Origin of the sequence: Spirillospora sp. NPDC048819 (genome assembly GCF_040650055.1) — a bacterium.
Classification (GTDB): Bacteria; Actinomycetota; Actinomycetes; order Streptosporangiales; family Streptosporangiaceae; genus Spirillospora.
On record NZ_JBEZGN010000028.1, the window covers coordinates 17,044 to 38,557 of the forward strand.

The following is a 21,514-nucleotide window of genomic DNA, read 5'->3' on the forward strand; positions in this document are numbered from 1 at the left end:
TCAGAGCAGGGCGTCGATGTCGGTGAGGATGGCCTGGCGGGCCTCCTCGTCCAGGGACGAGGCGATGACGGCGTTGCGGGCCAAGGACGCCAGGCCGGCGCGGTCCAGGCCGAAGACCTCGGCGGCGATGCGGTACTCGCCGGTGAGGGTGGTGTCGAACATCGGCGGGTCGTCGCTGTTGAGGGTGACGAAGAGTCCCTCCTCCAGCATCCTCGGCAGGGGGTGGTCGGCGAGGCGGGCGACCTGTCCGGTGCAGACGTTGGACGTGGGGCACACCTCCAGCGGCAGTTGCGTCTCGCGGAGGTGCGCGATGAGGCGCGGGTCGTCCATGCAGCTGATGCCGTGGCCGATGCGTTCGGCGCCGAGGCCCTCGATCGCCTCCCAGATGGTCTCCGGTCCGGTCATCTCCCCGGCGTGCGGGAGGCTGCGGAGCCCCGCGGCGCGGGCGGCGGCGAACGCGTCCCGGAAGGTGTCGCGGAACGGCGGGCGGACCTGCTCGATGCCGCCGATGCCGAACCCGACGAGCGCCTCCGGCGGGTGGGCGAGGGCGTGGCCGATGGTGCCGCGGGTCCCTTCGGCGCCGAACTCGCCGGGGATGTCGAAGATGTAGGCGACGCGGATGCCGTGCCGGTCCCGGGCCTCGCGGACGGCGTGGTCGAGGACCTCGGTGATGGCGGGCATCGGCATCCCGGCCCGCTGGTGGGTGTAGGGGGTGACGGTCAGCTCGACGTAGCGGACGTTCTGCGCGGCGAGGTCGCGGGCGGTGCCGAGGACGAGGGTCCCGACGTCCTCCGGGGTCCGGACGAGGCTGGAGACCGACTCGTACACCTCGGCGAAGTGCGGGAAGTCGCGGAACTCGTAGAAGGCGCGCAGTTCCCGCTCGTCCACCGGGACGGGTCCATCGGGGTGGCGGCGGGCGAGTTCGAGGACGGTGGGGACCGAGGCGGAGCCCACGAGGTGGACGTGGAGCTCGACCTTCGGCAGGGCGTCGATGAACGCCTCGACGGGTGTGGTTTCGGTCAGCACGCCGCGAAGCTAACAGGCACCGGACCGGCCACGACAGACAAACCACCCGAATCTGCCAGAAGATTGTCAGGAACGGCGGAGCGGTGCGCGGGGTGCGGCAGGATGGGACGCGTGCGGGCCGCCCGGTTGATCTCGATAGTGCTGCTCCTGCAGTCGCGGGAGACGATGACGGCGGGCGAGCTGGCGCGGGAGCTGGAGGTCTCCGAGCGCACCGTGTACCGGGACATGGAGGCACTGTCGGCGGCCGGGGTCCCGGTGTACGCCGACCAGGGCCGCGCCGGCGGATACCGGCTGGTCGGCGGGTACCGGACGCGGCTGACGGGCCTCACCCGCGAGGAGGCCGAGGCGCTGTTCCTGTCCGGGCTGCCGGGCCCGGCCGGCGACATGGGGCGCGGCGACGCGGTGGCGGCGGCCGAGCTGAAGGTCCTGGCGGCGCTGCCCGCGTCGCTGCGGGACGCGCCGTCGCGGGCGGGCCAGCGGTTCCACCTGGACGCGCCGGGCTGGTTCGGCGAGTCCGGGCCGCCGCCGCTCCTGCGGGACCTCGCGCGGGCCGTGTGGGAGGACGAGTGCGTCGAGCTGCGCTACCGCCGCGGGGACACCGAGGTCGCGCGGGCGGCCGAGCCGTACGGGCTCGTCCTGAAGAACGGCACCTGGTACCTGATCGCGCGGGTCGGGGGCAGGCCGCGCACCTACCGGGTGGACCGGGTCACGGAGGTCCGCCCGACCGGTGCCTCCTTCGAGCGCGACGAGGACTTCGATCTCGCCGGGCACTGGCGCGAGCAGGCGGAGGTGTTCGTGCGGTCGATGCTGCGCGAGGAGGTCACGGTCCGGCTGTCGCCCGCCGGGATGCGGCTCCTGCGGTACGCCGTCGAACCGCATGCCGCGCGGCGGGCGGCCGAGGACGCCGGGGAGCCCGACACGCGGGGCTGGGTGGTGACCACCCTTCCGGTCGAGTCGGAGGTCGTCGCGGCGTCGGAGCTGTTGCGGCTCGGGCCGGAGGCCGAGGTCCTGGCCCCGCCGCAGCTGCGGCGGCGGATGGCGGAGGCCGCCGCCCGCCTGGCCGGGCTCTACGCCTCCCGGTCCCCGGACTGAGCGCGTTCCGGCCCCGGCGGCCGGTCAGGGGCCGCGCTAGTCCTGCTTGCGCGCGATCGCCTCGGCCAGTTCCTGCTTGTTCATCTTGGAGCGGCCCTGGACGTCGAGGCCCGCGGCCCGGTCGTAGAGGTCCTTCTTGCTGCTTCCCTCGACGTCCACGCCGCCCGCGGTCCGCCCGCGGCCGCGGCGGGCCTCGGGGTCCTTCGCCCGCTGGTCGGACGGGCCCTTGCCGTCCTTGGGAACCCACTTGTCGCCGCGCTTCTCGAACTTGTGCTTGAGCGCCGAGTAGGCGGTGCGGTGCGCCCGCTGGCCCTCGCCGTAGGTCTCGACCGCGGAGTCGTGGGCCTTGGCGAACGTCTCCTGCGCCTCCTTCGGGGAGCGCTGCAGCGTCCCGGGAAGCTCCTCCTTCCGCGGCTTGCCGCTCTTGGTCGTCTTCGGCATGGCTCCTCCTTCCCTGTGCGAACGCCATAACCGGACAGACTCACCTCAAACCGGCACGATGGGCGAGGCCCCCGCCGATGCCGGGATCGGCCGGGGCCCCGCCGGTGACGGGCCTCTAGCGGTAGCCGGTGACGTCGGCGGGGCGCCCCGCCTGCTCGACCTCGACGATGTAGCGCCAGGCGTCGGGCCGGCTGCCGTCGGCGTCGGTGAAGCCGTAGATCCGGGCCAGCCCGCCGCTGGACAGCGACGCCCCGTTCCAGCGCGCCCGGTCCGGGTCGGCGGCGAGGGCGGCGACGGCGCGCCCCACGAACGCCGGCGACTCGGAGATCGCGAAGTGCGGGTTCGCCTCGGCGGCGTCGAGCCAGTTCTCCTCGGTGACGCCGAAGTGGTCGAGCATCGCCTCCGAGCGCAGCCATCCGGGCGTCAGCGACAGGGCGGTGGCCCCGTGCTCGGCGATCTCCTCGGACTGGGCGTGCGCCATCCGGATCACGGCCCATTTGGCGAGGTCGTAGAAGTAGCCGACGTCCTTGCGGTACGTCGCGTTGAACTCGGCGGTGCCGTCGGTCATCTCGATCACGAGCCCGCCGGGCTCGCGGATCAGCAGCGGCAGCGCGCGGTGGCTGGTGATGGCGTGGGTCTCGATGGCCAGCCGCAGCAGCCGCAGCCCGTCGTCGAGGGACTGCTCCCACAGCGGCTTGCCGAACTGGAAGAGGTGGTCGGCGCCCCAGATGTCGTTGACGAGGACGTCCAGCCTCCCCTGCTCCTCGCCGATGCGGTCCACGAGCGCGGTGACCTGCCCGGGGTCGAGATGGTCGACCGGGACGGCGATGCCCTCGCCGCCCGCGGCCGTCACCCGCTCCGCGGTCTCCTCGATGGTCTCGGGACGGTCCATCTCCGATCGTCGCGACCGGGTGGACCGTCCCGTGACGTACACGGTCGCGCCCGCGGCACCGAGTTCGGTGGCGATGCCGCGGCCCGCGCCGCGTGTCCCGCCCGCGACCAGGGCGATCTTTCCTTTCAGTGCACGGCTCATGGGACGATGCTGGCACCGAAACCTGACAGGTCGCGTCAGGGTTTCACGTCCCCGGCCGGACGGTTTTCGGTCAGGTGAAGATGCTCACCCCGCCGGGGCCGACGAGCAGCCCGACGACGATGAGGACGATGCCCCACAGCAGGTCGCGGCGGGCGACGATCACATAGATACCGGCGATCACCAGGATCACGGCGATGAGCCACAGAATTGTCATCATGGCCTCCGGGATCCCCGGTAGATTCCCGGCAAAACCGGCATCGCGATTTGGATGGCCGAATATGGCGTTATGGACGGAGGGGGAGGGATCCTCCCCCTCCGCCGGGATAACGGCGATCACCGCGTCGCGGAAGGGCGGCGCGGCGGCCGGTTCCCCAGTCTGCCGGGTGCGCACGGGCCGGCGACAGCGACCTCAGGACCATTTCGGTCCCGTGTCTCTCGTGCTTCGGGACTAGGACCGGCTCAGCTCTGCGAACGGTTCAACTCTGCGCACGGCTCAACCGGAGGACGTTGGCGACGATCCGGTGCCCGGCCCCGCCCGCCGCCGTGAGGATGGACTCCGGGTGGAACTGGACGGCCCAGCGCCGCCGCTCCGGATCCTCGATCGCCATCACGACGTCCCCGGTCAGGGCCGTCACCTGGTACCCCTTCACCCGGTCGGGCGTGGCGTGCAGCGAGTGGTAGCGGGCCGCGGTGAACTCGTCCGGGAGACCCTCGAACAGTTCTCCGCCCGTCACCTTCACCTGGCCGGGCTTGCCGTGGGACGGCTCGGGCAGCAGCGTCAGCTCGCCGCCCGCGTGCTCGACCATCGCCTGCAGGCCGAGGCAGACGCCGAAGACGGGGAGGTTCCGCTCGCCGAGCGCGTCCAGGAGGGCGCGGGTGGCGAAGTCGCCGGGGCGGCCGGGCCCGGGCGAGAGGACGACGAGGCCGGGCGCGTGCTCGTCCAGCATCCGCATCGGGAACCCGTGCCGGAGGGTGACCACATCGGCGCCCTGCTGGCGGAAATAGTCGGCGAGGGTGTTGACGAACGAGTCCTCGTGGTCGACGAGCAGCACCTTCAGGCCGTCGCCCGGCCGTGCGGCCCGCGGCGCCCCCTCCGCCTCGGCGGACCCGCCCTCCTCCTGCGCGGCGGTCAGCGCCCCGAGCAGCGCGCTCGCCTTGAGGTGCGTCTCGCGCTCCTCCTCGTCGGGGTCGGAGTCGTACAGCAGCGTCGCCCCGGCCCGGACGGTCGCGACGCCGTCGCGGATCTGGGCGGTCCGCAGCGTCAGCCCGGTGTTCATCGACCCGTCGAAGCCGACGCAGCCGACGGCGCCGCCGTACCAGCGGCGGGGCGACTCCTCGTGGTCCTCGATGAACTGCATCGCCCACGTCTTGGGCGCGCCGGTGACGGTGACCGCCCACATGTGGGTGAGGAACGCGTCGAGCGCGTCGAAGCCGGGGCGCAGCCGCCCCTCGATGTGGTCGACGGTGTGGATCAGCCGCGAGTAGACCTCGATCTGCCGGCGGCCGAGGACGCGCACGCTGCCCGGCACGCAGATGCGCGACTTGTCGTTGCGGTCCACGTCGGTGCACATGGTCAGCTCGGACTCGTCCTTGGCCGAGGAGAGGATCGTGCGGATCTGATCGGCGTCCTCCAGCGCGTCCGCGCCGCGCTTGATCGTCCCGGCGATCGGGCACGTCTCGACCCGGTCGCCGGAGACCCGGACGAACATCTCCGGGGACGCGCCGACCAGGTGCTCGCCGTCGCCGAGGTTGAACAGGAACTCGTACGGCGCGGGGTTGGTCTCGCGCAGGCGCTCGAAGAACGCGGCGGGCGCGTCGCAGCGCGCGTACATGGCGTGCCCCGGCGTCACCTCGAACAGGTCGCCGCGGACGAACTTCTCCTTGGCGTCCCGGACCATCTGGGCGTACACGCCGGGGACGGGCTGCGCCGGAAGCTCCGCCGCCCGCGGCGGGACGGGCGTCGGCTCGGTGACGCGCGGAAGCCCCGCGGTGCTCACGCCGCCGATCTCGAACTCGTACGACATCCGGTGCGAGGTCTCGCGCTTGCGGTCCACGACGACCATCTCGTCGGCCAGGTGCAGGACGAGGTCGCGCTGGTCCGCCAGCCGCTCGGCCCTCGTCCGCAGCGGCTCGAACTGCAGCGACAGGTCGTATCCGAACGCCCCGTACAGGCCGAGGTGGGGGTCGTCGCAGCGGAACAGGCCGACCACGGCGCGCAGGGCGGTGAAGACGGTCGGCTGCCGGCTGCGCTCCTCCTCGGTGAAGAACGCGCCGGACGGCGGGACGAAGACCTCGAACAGGCCGGGCTCGTCCGCCCGTACCTCGCCGGTGCCGCGGAGCACGGCGGCGACGGCGGGCAGGACGACCCGCCCGCGCTCGTTGAGGGCCCGCACGGCGGCCGTCCGGCCGCGGGCGACGATCTCCAGGCAGGGGTCGAGGTAGGCCATGTGCCAGCGGCTGTAGCGGCCCGGATACTCCATGCCGGAGCTGAGCACGCCGCCGCGCCGCTCCCCCACGGCGGCGACGAGGGCGTTCAGCACGTCGGACTTGCGCTCGGGGTCGACCGGGGTGGCGGTACGGGTCACCCGTACGCCTCCGGCCGTGACGAACTCGCTGGTCAGCGGCTGCTGTGAGACGGTCTCCACCGCGGTGGCCCCTCATTGTCCGGGCCCTGCACCCAGGCGGAGGGACGCGAAAACGACCGCCGGGTGAGGGCGGTCGCCTGGGTGTGAACGTGCACGAACCGGCGCCGCCTTAGCGGCGCCACCACCACTGGGAGGCTGCGATTCGCATGCCGCGAGGTTACCATGGGCCGGGAGCAAGGGTTCACTTACGCTGACCGGGAGCGGCCCCCATGACCAGGAAGAACACCGAGTTCGAACTGCGCGGGGTGAACCATCTCGCGCTCGTCTGCAGCGACATGAGGCAGACGGTGGACTTCTACGAGGGCGTGCTCGGCATGCCGCTGATCAAGACCATCGAGCTGCCGATGGGCTGGGGGCAGCACTTCTTCTTCGACTGCGGCGGCGGCAACGCCCTCGCCTTCTTCTGGTTCCCCGACGCGCCCGGGCCGGTCCCCGGCGTGTCCGCGCCGAAGAACCTGCCCGACCGGGGCGAGCTGCTGTCGGCGGTGGGGTCGATGAACCACATCGCCATCGACGTCCCGCCCGAGCGCATCGAGGAGTACCGGGACAAGCTCATCGCCAAGGGCGTCGACGTCGGCGTCCTGCTCAACCACGACGACAGCGAGTTCGGCGTCGCACCGGAGAACCACGAGGGCGTGTTCGTGCGCTCGATCTACTTCAAGGACCCCGACGGGCTCCTGGTGGAGTTCGCCGCGTGGACGAGGGAGCTGAACCTGCCCACCGACGTGCGGCACGAGCCGAGGACCGCCGCCGACCGGACGGTCTGACGCCGGCAGGACGGGGTCGGCCGGACGGCCTGGCAGCGTCCTCCGGGCGGCGCCGCACGTCAAGCTCCCCGGCGTGTCCGGAGCCGGACGGGCGGCGCCGCCTGCGGCTTCGCCGGTGGCCGGATCAGGCGCGGGATCGTGCCTAATTATTAGGTTACTTTCCTATTTATGCCGAACAGACACACGGCCGTGCTGTCGGCCGCCGCGCTCACCGCCGCGCTCGCGGCGGTCGTCACGCCCGGTGCGGCGTCGGCGGCCTGCCATCCCGACGCCCGCGACCTCCTGCTGACCTACCAGCCCGTCGACCACACCGTCGCCGACGCGCAGTACCACCTCGCGCGGCTGACCATCGGCAACCACGACCGCCGCTGCGCGCTGGGCGGCGGCGGGTGGGCCATGTACTTCAACGCCGTCCGCCGGCCCGCCGCCGTCCTCGACGGCGCGGCGGGCGACATCGCGCGCAAGCAGCTCGCCGACCAGGGCCTGGCGGTCGCCCGGGCGGACGCCGCGCAGAGCGGCGACTTCTACACGCTTCGACCGCTCGACGGCTTCAAGCCCATAGAACCGGGCGAGCGGCGCACGATCGACATCAACGTCGAGCTGTGGGCGATTCACAAGTCCGACGCTCCCGCCGGGTGGACGATCGCCTTCGGCGGCGGCAGTCCGCAGTGGGTGCCGGCCAAGACGCTCCTCGACCCGTCCGACCCCAAGCAGACGACCGCGTTCTCCGGGGACAACCGCCCGGTGGAGACGGCGGCGACCCGGTACGCCGAGAACACCTCGCCGAAGATGGACCTCACGCTGCGGCAGAGCATCGTCCCGCAGCCGCTGTCGGCGACCGCGACCGGCGGCACGGTCGGGATCGGCGGCGGGTCGCGCATCTCGGCCCCGCGCTCGCTGCGCGGGGAGGAGGGCTACCTGCGCTCGGCGCTCGGCGACGTCGCCCGCGGACGGGGAGCGCCGATCTCCCTGCGCGTGGACCCGGAGCTCGACGTCGACCACGACGGGAAGGCCGACGCCGAGGGATACACCCTCAGCGCGACCCGCCAGGGCGTCCGGATCGTCGGCGCCGACCGCGCCGGGGTGCTCTACGGCATCCAGACGCTGCGGCAGCTCGTCCCCACCGGCGGCCACGAGGCGGCGGCGCGGGGGCGCCACCCGTCCACGGTGGACGTCCCGCAAGCCGAGATCGCCGACGCGCCGCTGTTCGGGTACCGGGGCCTGCAGATCGACGCGGGCCGCCACTTCGTCACCGGGCGGACCATCAAGAAGTTCCTCGACCTGATGAGTTTCACCAAGCTCAACAGGCTCCACCTCGGGCTGACCAACGACGAGGGGTGGCGGCTGCAGATCCCGGGGCTGCCCGAGCTGACCGGCTACGGCTCCAAGCGGGAGTTCGACCTGAGGGAGACGGACGCGCTGCACCAGGGCATGGGGTCGGCGAACGACCTCGGCCGCGGCGACGGCATCTCCGGGAAGGCCAGCGACGAGACCGAGGCCAACCTCGGGCGCACGCCCGCCTACCAGGGCTTCGAGCAGGGCACCCTGAACTTCGTCGGCAAGGGCGGCGGCTTCTACGGCGTCCGGGAGTTCGAGGAGATCCTGCGGTACGCGGCCGAGCGGCACATCGAGGTGGTCCCCGAACTGAACTTCCCCGCGCACGCCCGCGCCGCCGTCCAGTCGATGGAGCACCGGTACGAGACGACGCACGACGACACGTACCGGCTGCTCGACCCCGCCGACACCAGCGAGCACGTCAGCGTCCAGTACTACGACGACAACCTCGTGAACCCATGCCTGGACAGCACCTACGCGTTCCTCGGCAAGGTCGTGTCCGAGGTGGCGAAGATGTACGACCGGGCGGGCGTCCCGCTCAACCGGATCAACCTCGGCGGCGACGAGCCGCCCGGCCCGCCGGAGGGCTGGTGGTCCGGATCGCCGGCGTGCCGGGACGACCCCGAGACCGCCGGCAAGTCCGGTGAGGAACTGAAGGAGATGTTCTTCACCCGATGGAACGCCATCGCGCACGAGGTCGCCGCCAAGACCGCCGGGTGGGAGGACATCACCGACCCGACGCGCCCGTTCCGCCTTGAGGGCTTCACCCCGCTGCCCTGGCAGAACGTGTGGGGCTGGGGGCGCGAGGACTGGGCGTACCGGTTCGCCAACGAGGGCACGCCGGTCATCCTCGCCCACGCGACCAACCTGTACATGGACCTCGCCTACAACAAGGACCCGGACGAACCCGGCTACTACTGGGCCGCCTACGTGGACGAGAAGAGCACGTTCACCTACCAGCCGTTCAACGTGTACGCCAACGCGACCGAGGACCGCTGGGGCAACCCCGTCGCGCCGAACCCGTCCTGGACGAAGCTCACCGCCGAGGGCAGGAAGAACATCCTCGGCCTGGAGGCCCAGCTGTGGGGCGAGAACGGCAAGACGCCCGAGATCCGCGAGTACCAGGCGTTCCCCAAGCTCCTCGGCGCCGCCGAGCGGGCCTGGAACCGCGACACCCCGGCGCCCGGCGAGATGGACGCGGCATGGAACGTCTTCGCCAACACGCTCGGCCAGAAGACGTTCCCGCTCCTGTCGTTCTACGAGCCGGTGGGCCTGCGCGGGCAGGGCGTGAACTACCGCGTCCCGCCGCCCGGCGCGAAGATCTCCGGCGGGACGCTGTCGGCGAACGTCCGCAACCCGGGCATGGCCATCGAGTACTCGACGGACGGGCGGCACTGGCGGCCGTACGGCGGGCCGGTGGAGGTCGGCGCGTACGCGCTGACCCGCACCCGCAGCGCGGACGGCCGCACCAGCCGTATCTCCCCTGCCGGCGTGCCCGCCTGGCGGGACGGCGCGTCCTACGAGCGCGGCGCGCTGGTGAGCCACCGGGGTGAGCTGTTCCGGGCGGCCCGGCCGGGCCGCGGCCAGGAGCCCGGCGTCACCCGCGGCCACTGGACACTCCTCCAGTAGCGCTTGGGAACGGTGGTCTCAGGGAACGGCCCGGTCGTCCGCTCGATGGGACGGCCGGGCCGTTCTCGGTGGTCAGGCGCGCCCGTACTCGTCCTCAAGGCGCTCGATGTCGTCCTCGTCGAAGTTCCCGAAGGCGATCTCCATGACGCGCACGGCCGTGCCCTCCGCGCTCAGCCGGTGCGTCTCACCGGCCCGGATCAGCACCCGCTCCCCCACCTCGGGCAGGATGCGGCGCCCCGCGACCTCGAACACCGCTCCCGGGTCGAGCGCCACCCACAGCTCGTCCCGGTCGCGGTGCCGCTGCAGGCTGAGCCGCCGCCCCGGCTCCACATGGATGATCTTCACGGTGGACGGCTCGTTGAGCGTGAAGCGCTCGAAGCTCCCCCACGGCCGCCGCTCGGTCTCCACGGCCGGCTCGGGCCGCACGTCGGTCTGCACGCGCGCGTCGGTCTGCACAGTCACCTCGGGGATCGTGGTTCGTCGGACATCTGCGGGGCGCGGGCGCCGGACACCGCCGCCGGCAGCCCGCACAGGACGAGGTCGACGAGGCCGTCCACGACGGCCTCCCTCGGCACCTCCTCGTCGTGGTCGAGCCACCAGTCGCCGGCGGTCTGCACCATGCCGACGATCGCGTGGCCCCACACGTAGGCGCGGGTCCGGTCCACCATCTCGCCCTCGGCGATCATGACCTCGGCCAGCTCCCGGCTCACGTCGCGGATCATCGTGCTCATCGCGCTGTGCGTGGCGGTGTCCTCGGCGCTCGCCCGGTGCATCAGGAAGCGGTAGAGGTTGAGGTTCTTGGAGATCGTCGACAGGTAGGTGTCGATGGTGGAGCGGGCGCGGTCGCGGATCGGGTCGTCGCGGGAGAACTCCTCCCGGATGCCCTCGATCAGCTTGCGCGTGTGCCGCTCGGCCAGCGCCTGGTAGAGGCCGCTCTTGTCGCCGAAATGGCGGTAGAGGATCGGCTTGCTGATCTCCGCCTCGGCGGCGATCGCGGCCATCGACGCCTCCGGGCCCTCCCGCTGGATGACGCGGTCGGCGGCCTCGAGCAGGGCACGGCGGCGCCCGGGATCGCGCCGTGATCCCGCCCCCGGTCTGCCCTGCGAACTTGTCATGCACGCAAAGGTATCCGCGGGTGTTACCCGGTGACAACACCGCCTGGCCTGCGCGGAACTCGCACACCGGCGAACCTCCCGCCTCGCGGCCCGAGCGGCTACCGTGACCAGGGTGCGGACGCTCTATTCGGTGCGGCTGGAGGGCCTGGCGGCCAACCCCGCCGCCCCGGCCGATCTCCTGCTGCTGATCCTGGAGCGCGCCGAGCCCCGGATGCGGAACGCGCTGCTGCGCCGCGCCGGGGTGCCGGACGCCGTGTACGAGGCGGCCGCCCGGCACCCCGACCCGCGCACCCGGCGGCTGGTCGCCACGACGGGCCACGCGCCGGTCGCGCTCCGCGCCCGCCTCGCCGACGACCCCGACCCCGTCGTCCGGCGGGCGGTGGCCTCGGCCCCGGAGCACTGGGAGCCGGCGATGCCGCTGCCCCGGGACGTCCTCGCGCGGCTCGCGGCCGACCCCGACTCGCGGGTGCGGGACGCGCTGTGCGACAACGCGGCCCTGCCCGACGGCGTCCGCGCCGCGCTCGCCGCCGACCCGGACGCGAAGGTCCGGATGGGGGCGCTGCTGACCTGGCCGGAGCCGCCCGACGACGTCGTCGACGCGGCGCTGGAAGACGCCGACCCGGCCGTCCGGCGGCTGGCGATGCGGCTCGCGTGCCACCGCCGTCCCGAGTTCGCCGCGCCCCTGCTGGCCACCGGCCAGGCGTCGGCGGTGTCCACCCTCCCGCTGGACGACCGGCAGGCGCGAAAGCTGTGCCGGCACGAGCGCCCCGCGACGCGCGCCGCGGTCGCCGCCAACCCGCATCTTCCGCCCGGCCTCGTCGAGATCCTCGCCGCCGACCCCGAGCACGAGGTGCGGCTCGCGGTGTCGCTGCGCCCGGAGCTGACCGAGGAGCAGCGCGCGGCCATCGACTACCACGTCGGGCCGCACGACCGGCTCCACCCGCCGGAGTGGTTCTGGACGCGGCTGGACGACCTCGGCCTGATGCGCCGGTACGCCACGTCCGCGCACGTGGGGCTGCGCCGCTTCGCCGCCTACAGCCCGCACCTGCCCGCCGACCTCGTCGCCCTGCTGGCCGACGACGACGACTTCGTCGTCCGGATGCTGCTGTCGGAGTTCCATCCCGACCCGCCGGGGGACCTGCTGCTCGCGGTGGCGCTGGAGTCGCCGTACATCACCCGGCTGGACCGCGTCGGGCATCCCAACTTCCCCTGCGCGGGCCTCGCCTGGTTCGCCGGGGCCGGCGACCCTGTCGCCCGCACCCTGGCGCTGCGCGATCCCGGGCTCGGGACCCGGGACGTCGAGCGGCTCAGCCGGGACGGCGACCCCGGCGTGCGCGCGGCGGCGGCCCGGGACGCCCGGCTCCCGGTCGCCCGGCTGCTGGAACTGCTCGACGACCCGGAGGCGGCCGGGAGCGCGGCCCGCAACCCCCGCCTCCCCGAGGCGTCGATGAAACGCATCCTCTACGACGTCGCGATCATCTAGCAGACCCGCAGGCAGCCGACGCCCTGGGCGGGCGCCCCCCGGCTCCCATTCCGCATTGCCGCCGGCCTCTTGATCATCGTCGTCGCAGCCCGGCCGGCTCCTTGACCTGCCTGCGCGGCGCGCGCAGGCGCCGCGGCAGGCCGCGTGCCGGCCTGGCCCTGGTTGCGTGGTGCGCCAGGCCGGCTTACTGCCGCTGAATTCGGGCCATCGTGTAGAACTCCGGGTTGGGCTGCAGGGCCGTCAGATGGGCCAGCCGATTCGACATCGCGAACAGCGCGGTGATCGCGCCGACATCCCAGATCTCGTCATCGGAGAGTCCCGCCGCCCGCGCCGCGGCGATGTCGTCCTCGCCGAACAACTCCGGCCTTCGGGTCAGCGCCAGCGCGAGGTCGATGATCGCCCTCGCCCGTTCGTCGAGCTCGACCTGCCACGGGTTGGTCGCCACCCGGTCGGCCAACTGCGCGTCCTTGGATCGGATCCGCAGGATGGCGCCGTGCGCCACTACGCAGTAGACGCAGTGGTTGGCGCCGGAGGTGGCCACCACGACCAGCTCGCGCTCCGCCTTGCTCAGGCCGTCGGCGCGGTCCATCAGCGCGTCGTGGTAGTCGAGGAAGGCCCGAAGCTCCGCAGGCCGGTGGCCCAGGGCCCGGAAGATGTTCGGCACGAAACCGGACTTCTCCGCGATCCTTCCGATCCGCTCGCGCAGGTCCTCGGGCAACTCGCCCGGCTCAACCATGCCGAACCGACTGTCCGCCACGATGTCCTCCTCAGTGTGCGCCCGGTTTCGAATCTACGCTCCACGCACACAGCGGCGCGAAGCGGTCGCGCATCATCACCGTGTCGGTGAACTCGCCGTGCAGCGCAAGGGGGAATGAGCTGGAAGGGGGTGGCGGCCGCAGGCCGCGGCCGGCCGCCGTCGGTGACCCGGGAGGGTGATGGCGGTGCCGCCGGCCTGCGGGGACGTCAGCGGACCGGCAGGCCGGTCACGGTGCGGCCGATGACGAGGCGCTGGATCTCGCTGGTGCCCTCGAAGATCGTGAAGATCTTGGCGTCGCGGTGCATGCGCTCGACCGGGTACTCGCGGGTGTAGCCGTTGCCGCCGAGGATCTGGATGGCCTCCTCGGTGACGTTCACGGCCATCTCGCTCGCCATCAGCTTGGCCATCGAGCCCTCGGCGTTGTCGAAGTCCTTGCCGGTGCGCGCCATCCACGCGGCCCGCCACACCATCAGGCGGGCGGCGTCGAGCCGGCACTTCATGTCGGCGAGCTTGAACGCGATGGCCTGGAAGTCGCCGATCTTCTTGCCGAACTGCTCGCGCTCGCGCGCGTACTGCAGGGCGTAGTCGTAGGCGGCGCGGCCGACGCCGAGCGCCATCGCGCCCACCGACGGGCGGGTGGTCTCGAACGTCTTCAGCGCGGCCTGGCCCTTGGAGCTCTTGCCGGCGCGGGTCCGCGCGATGCGCTCGTCGAACTTGTCCTTGCCGCCGATGATCAGGTGGCCCGGGATGCGCACGTCCTCGAGGATCACCTCGGCGGTGTGCGAGGCGCGGATGCCGTGCTTCTTGAACTTCTGGCCCTGCCGGAGCCCCCGGGTGTTCGGCGGGACGATGAAGCTGGCCTGGCCGCGGCTGCCGAGGTCGGGGTGCACGGACGCCACGATGATGTGGACGTCGGCGATGCCGCCGTTGGTGGCCCAGGTCTTGGTGCCGTTGAGCACCCACTCGTTCTTCGCCTCGTCGTAGACGGCGCGGGCGCGGATGGCGCCGACGTCGCTGCCGGCGTCGGGCTCGGAGGAGCAGAACGCGCCGAGCTTGACGTCGTCGGGGGTGCCGAACATCTGCGGCACCCACTCGGCGACCTGGTCCTGGGTGCCGACGGCGGCGACGGACGCGGCGGCGAGGCCGGTGCCGACGATGGACAGGCCGATGCCGGCGTCGCCCCAGAAGATCTCCTCGAAGGCCACCGGGATGCCGAGCCCGGTCGGCTCCAGCCACTGGGTGGCGAAGAAGTCGAGCGAGTAGAGACCGACCTTGGACGCCTCCTGGATCAGCGGCCAGGGCGTCTCTTCGCGTTCGTCCCACTCCTCGGCCGCGGGACGGATGACGTCCCTGGCGAACTCGTGCACCCAGTCCCTGACCTGGCGAACGTCCTCACTGGGCTCCAGCGAGAACGGTGTCGGCTCCGCGCTCGTCATGATTAATAGACCCTCTCTCCAATATCGCTGTTACCAACGGTAGCACCATCTGGCGTTACCGCGGGTAACACCGTGGCGGGAGTCACAGCGAGGGAGGCCGGGGCTACCTGCGGCCCGGCGAGAACGACCGCGCGGCGGCGTAGCCGGGGACCTCGATCATCGGCGGCCGCTCCCCCACCGCGACGTCGGTGGTCCGGGCGTCGTGCCCGTCCGGGCCGCGGCGGAACCGGGTCAGCGCGGTCGCGGGGGCCTCCAGCGGCACCATCCGGCCGTGCCGCTCCAGCCGCGACCAGGCGGTCAGCATGATCTGGCCCGACATCGCGCCGAGCGCCTCGGTCGACTGGTGCGCGTGCACCCGCCGGCCGAGGTCGACCTGCGCGATGGCGTCCAGTCCGGAGTCCTGGTAGACGTCCAGCAGGAGGCCGAGTTCCACGCCGTAGCCGGTGACGAACGGCAGCCGCTCCAGCAGCGCGCGGCGTCCCGCGTACTCGCCGCCGAGCGGCTGCATGACGCCGGCGAGCATCGGCCAGTGCAGGTTGATCAGCGGGCGCGCGACGAGTTCGGTCACCCGGCCCCCGCCGCCCTCGACGCGCCGCTCCCCGTCGACCAGCGGGCGGTCGTAGCAGCCCTTGACGTAGCCGACGGACGGGTCGGTCAGCAGCGGCCCGAGCAGCCCGGTCACATAGGACGAGGTGAACTCGCGCAGGTCGGCGTCGACGAACACGATCAGGTCCCCGGACGTCGCGGCCAGGGACTTCCACAGCGCCTCGCCCTTGCCGGACATGCGGCCCTGCCCGGGGAGGACGGCGTCCTGGGAGACGACCTCGGCGCCCGCCGCGGCGGCCACGGCCGCGGTGCGGTCGCCGGAGCGGGAGTCGACCACCACGATCTCGTCCACCAGCGGGGTCCGCTCGACCAGATCGGTGCGGATGGCCGCCACGATGGCGCCGACCGTCGCCTCCTCGTCGCGCGCGGGAAGCACGACGCTGATCCTGGCGTCGCCCTTGGCGGCGAGCAGCGGGCCCGGCGGCCAGTCCGCCGCCGCGCTGGTGCGGCGGCGCAACCACGAAGCGACCTCAGGCAGCACGCGCTCTCCCTCCCTGCGGACCGTCCCCGGCGGACGTCCGGACGGGACGTCCCGGACCGGGCGTCCCCCTCTCCTATGGGGAACGCCAGATCCTCCCAGATCATTCACCGTCGACCCTGGACGGCGCGGACCGGCCCGAAGAGTTGACGCGAGCGCAACACGCCGGTCATTCGGCGGCGTGCCGGTCCAGGAACTCGTAAACGTCGGCGTCGTCCACGCCGGGGAAGGCCCCGGGCGGGAGGACGGACAGGACGTGCGAGTGCGCGCGGGCCGACGGCCAGGCCATCCCCTCCCACCGGTCCGAGAGCGCCTTCGGGGGCCGCTGGCAGCAGTCGCCGTCCGGGCAGGACGACTTGCGGCGCCGGGTCGTCTCCCGGCCGCGGAACCAGCGCGAGTCCTCGAACCGGACGCCCAGCGTGATCGCGAAGTCGCGCTCGTGGCTGGGGTCTATGTGCGACAGGCACCAGTACGTGCCCTTGGGGGTGTCGGTGTACTGGTAGTAGACCGAGAAGCGGTCCTCGGCGCCGAACACGTGCCGCCCGGCCCATTCGCGGCACATCCGCTGGCCTTCGATCGCGCCGTCCTCGTCCTGCGGGAACGCGAGGCCGTCGTTGGCGTACGCCTTGTAGATGGTGCCGTTCTCGTCGTTCTTGGTGAAGTGGAGCTGCAGGTCCAGATGGTGGGTCGCGACGTTGGTGAAGCGGTGCGCGGCCATCTCGTAGGAGACGGAGAAGACGTCCGCGAGGTCCTCCACGGACAGCTCCCGCGCCGCCTTCGCCTCCTGCAGGAACGGGACGACGCTGCGCTCGGGCATCAGGATCGCGGCGCCGAAGTAGTTGGCCTCGACGCGCTGGCGCAGGAAGTCGGCGAAGTCGCGCGGCTGGTCGTGGTCGAGCGCGATGTGCCCGAGGGTCTGCAGCAGGATCGTCCGCGGCGTGTGCATGCCGAGCTGCTCGCGCTCCAGGTAGATCCGCCGGTTGCGCAGGTCGGTGACGGACCGGACGGAGCGCGGCAGGTCCTGGACGTACTGCAGGCTGAAGCCGAAGTGGCCGACCAGCGTCATCAGCAGCCCCTGCGACACGGCGCCGCGCCGGTAGCCGACGGAGTCGAGGGTCTGCGAGGCGATCGCCTCGATGTCGGCGAAGTGGTTGCCGCGCTCGTGCATCTGGCGGCGCAGCTCGGCGTTGGCCTTGCGCGCCTCCTCCGGGCTCGCGGTCGGCTTGGTCCGGCTGCGCTTCAGCTCCCCGTACAGCGCGAGGATGTGCTCGATCACCTCGTTCGGCATCCGCTTGCCGACCTTGAGGTGCGACAGCCCGAGCGTCCGGTAGAGCGGGTCGCGCTGCGCCTCCTCCAGCTGGATCTCCAGCTGGGCGCGGCGGCTGGGCGGCTGGCGCCGCAGCAGCTCCTCCACCGGGCACTCCAGCGCGGCGGCGAGGGCCTGCAGCAGCGTCAGCTTGGGCTCGCGCCGGCCGTTCTCCAGCAGCGACAGCTGGGACGGGGCGCGGCCGACGCGCTCGCCGAGATCCGACAGCGTCATGCCGCGGCCGCGCCGCAGATGGCGGAGCCGCTGTCCGAAGGTGACGAGATCTACGTCACTCGTCAAGTTGAGGGGTTCTTCTGGCCGCAAGGTCGTCACGGCTTCATGGTACCGGAAATTTCGCAGTTCTTCTGTTACTCACGAGTTCATTTAGGGGTTGCGACCGGGGCATAGTCGAGCCAAGCACCCAGGGGACGACACGGAAGGGCGAGACGATGAGTGATAGTCGCCTCAAGGGCGCAGCCGACGAGCTGCGGCGACAGTGGGAGACCGACCCCCGTTGGAAGGGCGTCGAGCGGACCTACACGGCCGAGGACGTCGTGCGGATCCGCGGTTCGGTCCAGGAGGAGCACACCCTCGCGCGCCTCGGCGCCGAGCGCCTGTGGAGCCTCCTGCACGAGGAGGACTACGTCCACTCCCTCGGCGCGCTGACCGGGCTGCAGGCCGTCCAACAGGTGAAGGCCGGCCTCAAGGCCATCTACCTGTCGGGCTGGCAGGTCGCGGCCGACGCCAACCTGGCGGGCCAGACCTACCCCGACCAGAGCATCTACCCGGCGAACTCGGTCCCGGCCGTCGTGCGCCGCATCAACAACGCGCTCCTGCGCGCCGACCAGGTCCAGTGGGCCGAGGGTCAGGGCGACACGCATTTCCTCGCCCCGATCGTGGCCGACGCCGAGGCCGGCTTCGGCGGCGTGCTGAACGCCTTCGAGCTGATGAAGGGCATGATCGCCGCCGGCGCCGCGGGCGTGCACTGGGAGGACCAGCTGGCCTCCGAGAAGAAGTGCGGCCACCTCGGCGGCAAGGTGCTGATCCCGACCTCGCAGCACGTCAAGACGCTGAACACCGCCCGCCTCGCGGCCGACATCTCCAATGTGCCCTCACTGATCATCGCGCGGACCGACGCCGAGGCCGCGACCCTGATCACGACCGACGTGGACGAGCGCGACCGCGAGTTCATCACCGGCGAGCGCACCGCCGAGGGCTTCTACCGGGTCCGCAACGGCATCGAGCCCTGCATCGCCCGAGCCAAGGCCTACGCGCCGCACTCCGACCTGATCTGGATGGAGACCGGCACCCCGGACCTGGAGCTGGCCCGCAAGTTCGCCGAGGCCGTCAAGTCCGAGTACCCGGACCAGATGCTCGCCTACAACTGCTCGCCGTCCTTCAACTGGAAGGCGCACCTGGACGACGCGACCATCGCCAAGTTCCAGCGCGAGCTCGGCCACATGGGCTTCAAGTTCCAGTTCATCACCCTGGCCGGTTTCCACGCGCTCAACTACGGCATGTTCGACCTGGCCCACGGCTACGCCCGCGACGGCATGACGGCCTACGTCGACCTGCAGGAGCGCGAGTTCGCGGCGGCCGAGAAGGGCTTCACCGCGGTCAAGCACCAGCGCGAGGCCGGCACCGGCTACTTCGACATGGTCAGCACCGCGATCAGCCCGGACTCGTCGACCACGGCGCTGAAGGGTTCCACGGAGGAGGGCCAGTTCCACTGAGCCGGCTCCACCTTCCGGTCTGATCCCCCGGACCCCGGAGGCCCCCGCGTCCCTACACCCGCGGGGGCCTTCTGGCATTCCGCGCGCACGCCGCCTCCCGCATGCCGCTTTCCCGCGTTCCCCGGCGTCCGGCCACATGCGGCAAAAGATCTCGACATCTCCCGGGAATCGGCGCATCGTGAGCGCGCTGATGATCACTCGAAGGAGAGGATCCGTGATGGCGCGTCACCCCCGGTTCATCGCGTCCCGGGAGACCCCCGGGCGAATGCTGCCGCTCGCCGTCGCCGCCGTGAGCGTGGTCGCGCTCGCGCCCGCCGCGTCCGCCGCCGACCCCGGCCAAGGCCACGGGCACCATCACCGGCACTACACCCCCGGTGCCCCCGGTGTCGGCGACCCCTACTTCCCGCTGGAGGGAAACGGCGGCTACGACGTCCGCCACTACTCGCTGGACCTGCGCTACGACCCCGACTACGACCAGCTCGACGGGACCGTGACCATCACGGCGCGGGCCACCCAGAACCTGTCGAGGTTCAACCTGGACCTGTCCGGCATGGACGTGGAGCGGATCTGGGTCGACCACCGCCGCGCCCGCTACGACCGGCGCGGCCAGGAGCTGACGATCACGCCGCGCCGAGGCCTGCGGGAGGGGTCGGTCTTCAAGACCGTCATCAGGTACGGCGGCGTACCGCAGACCATCGTCGGGTCCCCGATCGTGTTCGGATCCCCGTACGGGTTCCTGCACACGCCCGACGGCGCGTTCGTCGGCGGCGAGCCGAACGGCCCCCGCACCTGGTTCCCGGTCAACGACCACCCGAGCGACAAGGCGACCTACGACTACACCCTCACCGTGCCCGAGGGGCTGACGGCCGTCGCCAACGGGCGCCTGACCGGGCACCGCGACGTGCGCGCCTCGTTCAGCCGCCGCCGCGCGCCCACCCGCGCCGAGGTCTTCACGTGGCGCGAGGACAGCCCGATGGCGAGCTACCTCACCACGATCGACATCGGCAAGTGGGTGGTCGAGCGGGGCCGCACGCCCGGCGGCGTGCCCAACTACACCGCCGTCGACCCCGTGCTGCTCGCCGGCCAGCCGGACGCGGTGGACTTCTTCTACGGCACCACCAGCGAGATCACGGACCTGTGGTCGGAGATCTTCGGCCCGTACCCGTTCAGCAGCACCGGCGCCATCGCCGACGACGCCCGCTTCAACGGGCAGCCGCTCGGCTTCTCGCTGGAGACCCAGAGCAAGCCCGTCTACTCGGCCGTCCGCAGCACGGGCACGATCGCCCACGAGCTGGCGCACCAGTGGTTCGGCGACGCCGTGTCACCGAAGCAGTGGGACGACATCTGGCTGAACGAGAGCTTCGCCACCTGGGCCACGTGGTACTACAACGAGCTGCAGGGCAACAGGACCGCCCACGACCAGGCTCGCATGACCTACGCGTCGCGGCCCTTCCCCGACCCTGAGGACCGCCCGTTCTGGTCGGTCGTGCTCGCCGATCCGAAGCGCGACACGATGTTCAACGCCCGCGTCTACAGCGGCGGCGCCATGATGCTCCAGCTCCTCCGCGAGAAGGTCGGCGACGACACGTTCCTCGGCCTGTTGCGGACCTGGTACGCACGGCACAAGCACGGCAACGCCGAGACGACGCAGTTCACCGCCCTGGCGGAGCGGATGTCCGGGCAGGACCTCACCCCCTTCTTCAAAGACTGGCTGTACTCCCCCATCAAGCCCGACCTCCCGTAAGGCCGCATATGGACCCGGGCCGCGGCGTCGTCCGCCGGGCCCGGGTTCTGTGCGAAATTACGTGGTGGGACACCGCCCGCATGTTTAGGCTCTCGGCAAGTGGGCGTTCTTCCTTGGGTGTGGTGGTACGGCTTCCGCCGCCACACGGCGTATCCGCTCGGCTCCCTCACCGAATCGCTGACCAACACCGCCTTCGGCTTCATGCGCGCGTACGTCCTGCTGGCGCTCTGGGAGGCGCGCCCCTCCCTCGGCGGGTACGACGAGGCCGACGCCGTCACCTTCTGCTTCATCACCCAGGCCCTGATCGGCCCCGTCCAGATCTTCGGCGGGATGGACCTCACCGAGCGCATCCGCAACGGCGACGTGGCGATCGACCTGCACCGGCCCGTCGGGCTGCAGGGCTGGTGGCTGGCCGACGACCTCGGCCGCGCGGCCGCCTCGCTGCTGCTGCGCGGCGGCCCTCCGCTGCTGGCCGGCGCGCTGGTCTTCCCGTTCCGCTGGCCGGGGCCGGGGGGCCTCGCCGCGTTCGCGATGGCGCTGCCCCTGGCCGCGCTGGTGGGCTTCGGGCTGCGCTACCTGGTCGCGCTGGGGATGTTCTGGCTGCACGACGACCGCGGCCTGCACGCCGTCACGCTCGTGATGTCCCTGTTCTTCTCCGGGATGATCCTGCCGCTGGTCGTGTTCCCCGGGGCGCTCGGCACGGTCGCGCGGGCGCTGCCGTGGTCGGCGCAGATCCAGGTGCCCGCGGACGTCTTCCTCGGCCGCCACACCGGCACCGGGCTGATCGGGGCACTGACATTCCAGGCGGCGTGGGCCGCGGTGCTGCTCGGGGCCGGCGCGCTGCTCACGCGGTCGGCCCGGCGGAAGCTGGTGGTGCACGGTGGGTGA

General features: G+C 72.0%; 18 protein-coding genes. 7 read left to right on the forward strand and 11 right to left on the reverse strand.

What is annotated here, in order from left to right; genetic code table 11:
- Positions 1-1,026 carry an adenosine deaminase gene (gene add, locus AB0C35_RS30740; protein WP_358463375.1) on the reverse strand — a complete coding sequence of 342 codons (1,026 nt, stop codon included), beginning with the start codon at positions 1,024-1,026 and terminating at the stop codon, positions 1-3.
- A 111-nt stretch (positions 1,027-1,137) separates the two neighbouring features.
- Between add and AB0C35_RS30745 the strand changes: the two genes are divergently transcribed.
- Positions 1,138-2,118, forward strand: a complete 981-nt coding sequence (locus tag AB0C35_RS30745; RefSeq protein WP_358463657.1) for a YafY family protein — start codon at positions 1,138-1,140, stop codon at positions 2,116-2,118.
- Positions 2,119-2,154: 36 nt separating this feature from the next.
- Here AB0C35_RS30745 and AB0C35_RS30750 read toward each other — a convergent pair whose 3' ends face one another.
- From AB0C35_RS30750 to AB0C35_RS30765, 4 genes are all read right to left on the reverse strand, one after another.
- A complete protein-coding gene (locus AB0C35_RS30750) occupies positions 2,155-2,559 on the reverse strand; it encodes a ChaB family protein (RefSeq protein WP_358463378.1) in 405 nt (134 codons plus the stop codon).
- 115 nt (positions 2,560-2,674) lie between these two features.
- Positions 2,675-3,592 carry an SDR family oxidoreductase gene (locus tag AB0C35_RS30755; RefSeq protein ID WP_358463381.1) on the reverse strand — a complete coding sequence of 306 codons (918 nt, stop codon included), beginning with the start codon at positions 3,590-3,592 and terminating at the stop codon, positions 2,675-2,677.
- Between the two features lie 70 nt (positions 3,593-3,662).
- Positions 3,663-3,809, reverse strand: coding sequence for a GPGG-motif small membrane protein (locus AB0C35_RS30760; RefSeq protein ID WP_165975373.1), 147 nt, complete (start codon positions 3,807-3,809; stop codon positions 3,663-3,665).
- 259 nt (positions 3,810-4,068) lie between these two features.
- On the reverse strand, positions 4,069-6,237 hold the full coding sequence (locus AB0C35_RS30765; protein WP_358463384.1) for an anthranilate synthase component I: 2,169 nt from the start codon (positions 6,235-6,237) through the stop codon (positions 4,069-4,071).
- Positions 6,238-6,446: 209 nt separating this feature from the next.
- On the opposite strand from AB0C35_RS30765, the gene AB0C35_RS30770 reads away from it, so the two are divergent.
- Both AB0C35_RS30770 and AB0C35_RS30775 read left to right on the forward strand, forming a co-directional pair.
- Positions 6,447-7,004, forward strand: a complete 558-nt coding sequence (locus AB0C35_RS30770; protein WP_358463387.1) for a VOC family protein — start codon at positions 6,447-6,449, stop codon at positions 7,002-7,004.
- A 168-nt stretch (positions 7,005-7,172) separates the two neighbouring features.
- Positions 7,173-9,968 carry a family 20 glycosylhydrolase gene (locus AB0C35_RS30775; RefSeq protein ID WP_358463390.1) on the forward strand — a complete coding sequence of 932 codons (2,796 nt, stop codon included), beginning with the start codon at positions 7,173-7,175 and terminating at the stop codon, positions 9,966-9,968.
- Positions 9,969-10,040: 72 nt separating this feature from the next.
- Here the strand turns inward: AB0C35_RS30775 and AB0C35_RS30780 are convergent, their stop codons facing one another.
- A complete protein-coding gene (locus tag AB0C35_RS30780; RefSeq protein ID WP_358463393.1) occupies positions 10,041-10,430 on the reverse strand; it encodes a phosphomannose isomerase type II C-terminal cupin domain in 390 nt (129 codons plus the stop codon).
- Positions 10,427-11,083: a TetR family transcriptional regulator gene (locus AB0C35_RS30785; protein WP_358463396.1), complete on the reverse strand. Its 657-nt coding sequence runs from the start codon at positions 11,081-11,083 to the stop codon at positions 10,427-10,429. The genes AB0C35_RS30780 and AB0C35_RS30785 overlap by 4 nt, the downstream gene beginning before the upstream one ends.
- Before the next feature lie 112 nt (positions 11,084-11,195).
- On the opposite strand from AB0C35_RS30785, the gene AB0C35_RS30790 reads away from it, so the two are divergent.
- Positions 11,196-12,566: a hypothetical protein gene (locus AB0C35_RS30790; protein WP_358463399.1), complete on the forward strand. Its 1,371-nt coding sequence runs from the start codon at positions 11,196-11,198 to the stop codon at positions 12,564-12,566.
- A gap of 184 nt (positions 12,567-12,750) precedes the next feature.
- Here the strand turns inward: AB0C35_RS30790 and AB0C35_RS30795 are convergent, their stop codons facing one another.
- The 4 genes from AB0C35_RS30795 to AB0C35_RS30810 all read right to left on the reverse strand — a co-directional run bounded on the left by AB0C35_RS30795 (position 12,751) and on the right by AB0C35_RS30810 (position 17,449).
- On the reverse strand, positions 12,751-13,323 hold the full coding sequence (locus AB0C35_RS30795) for a peroxidase-related enzyme (protein ID WP_358463402.1): 573 nt from the start codon (positions 13,321-13,323) through the stop codon (positions 12,751-12,753).
- A gap of 206 nt (positions 13,324-13,529) precedes the next feature.
- Positions 13,530-14,759: an acyl-CoA dehydrogenase family protein gene (locus AB0C35_RS30800; RefSeq protein WP_358463405.1), complete on the reverse strand. Its 1,230-nt coding sequence runs from the start codon at positions 14,757-14,759 to the stop codon at positions 13,530-13,532.
- A 103-nt stretch (positions 14,760-14,862) separates the two neighbouring features.
- Positions 14,863-15,846 carry a glucosyl-3-phosphoglycerate synthase gene (locus tag AB0C35_RS30805; RefSeq protein ID WP_358463408.1) on the reverse strand — a complete coding sequence of 328 codons (984 nt, stop codon included), beginning with the start codon at positions 15,844-15,846 and terminating at the stop codon, positions 14,863-14,865.
- 166 nt (positions 15,847-16,012) lie between these two features.
- Positions 16,013-17,449 (reverse strand): helix-turn-helix domain-containing protein, encoded by a 1,437-nt coding sequence (locus AB0C35_RS30810; RefSeq protein ID WP_358463411.1) that lies wholly within the window; start codon positions 17,447-17,449, stop codon positions 16,013-16,015.
- A gap of 149 nt (positions 17,450-17,598) precedes the next feature.
- Between AB0C35_RS30810 and aceA the strand changes: the two genes are divergently transcribed.
- From aceA to AB0C35_RS30825, 3 genes are all read left to right on the forward strand, one after another.
- Complete coding sequence (gene aceA / locus AB0C35_RS30815) at positions 17,599-18,882, forward strand: isocitrate lyase (RefSeq protein ID WP_358463413.1); 1,284 nt, start codon at positions 17,599-17,601, stop codon at positions 18,880-18,882.
- 217 nt (positions 18,883-19,099) lie between these two features.
- On the forward strand, positions 19,100-20,626 hold the full coding sequence (locus tag AB0C35_RS30820) for a M1 family metallopeptidase (RefSeq protein ID WP_358463416.1): 1,527 nt from the start codon (positions 19,100-19,102) through the stop codon (positions 20,624-20,626).
- 99 nt (positions 20,627-20,725) lie between these two features.
- Complete coding sequence (locus tag AB0C35_RS30825; protein ID WP_358463419.1) at positions 20,726-21,514, forward strand: ABC-2 family transporter protein; 789 nt, start codon at positions 20,726-20,728, stop codon at positions 21,512-21,514.

Coding starts and splice junctions, on each gene's coding strand:
- AB0C35_RS30750 (WP_358463378.1), bottom strand. CDS start 2,559: ATGCCGAAGACGACCAAGAGCGGCAAGCCGCGGAAGGAGGAGCTTCCC.
- AB0C35_RS30755 (WP_358463381.1), bottom strand. CDS start 3,592: ATGAGCCGTGCACTGAAAGGAAAGATCGCCCTGGTCGCGGGCGGGACA.
- AB0C35_RS30760 (WP_165975373.1), bottom strand. CDS start 3,809: ATGATGACAATTCTGTGGCTCATCGCCGTGATCCTGGTGATCGCCGGT.
- AB0C35_RS30770 (WP_358463387.1), top strand. CDS start 6,447: ATGACCAGGAAGAACACCGAGTTCGAACTGCGCGGGGTGAACCATCTC.
- AB0C35_RS30775 (WP_358463390.1), top strand. CDS start 7,173: ATGCCGAACAGACACACGGCCGTGCTGTCGGCCGCCGCGCTCACCGCC.
- AB0C35_RS30785 (WP_358463396.1), bottom strand. CDS start 11,083: ATGACAAGTTCGCAGGGCAGACCGGGGGCGGGATCACGGCGCGATCCC.
- AB0C35_RS30800 (WP_358463405.1), bottom strand. CDS start 14,759: ATGACGAGCGCGGAGCCGACACCGTTCTCGCTGGAGCCCAGTGAGGAC.
- aceA (WP_358463413.1), top strand. CDS start 17,599: ATGAGTGATAGTCGCCTCAAGGGCGCAGCCGACGAGCTGCGGCGACAG.
- AB0C35_RS30820 (WP_358463416.1), top strand. CDS start 19,100: ATGGCGCGTCACCCCCGGTTCATCGCGTCCCGGGAGACCCCCGGGCGA.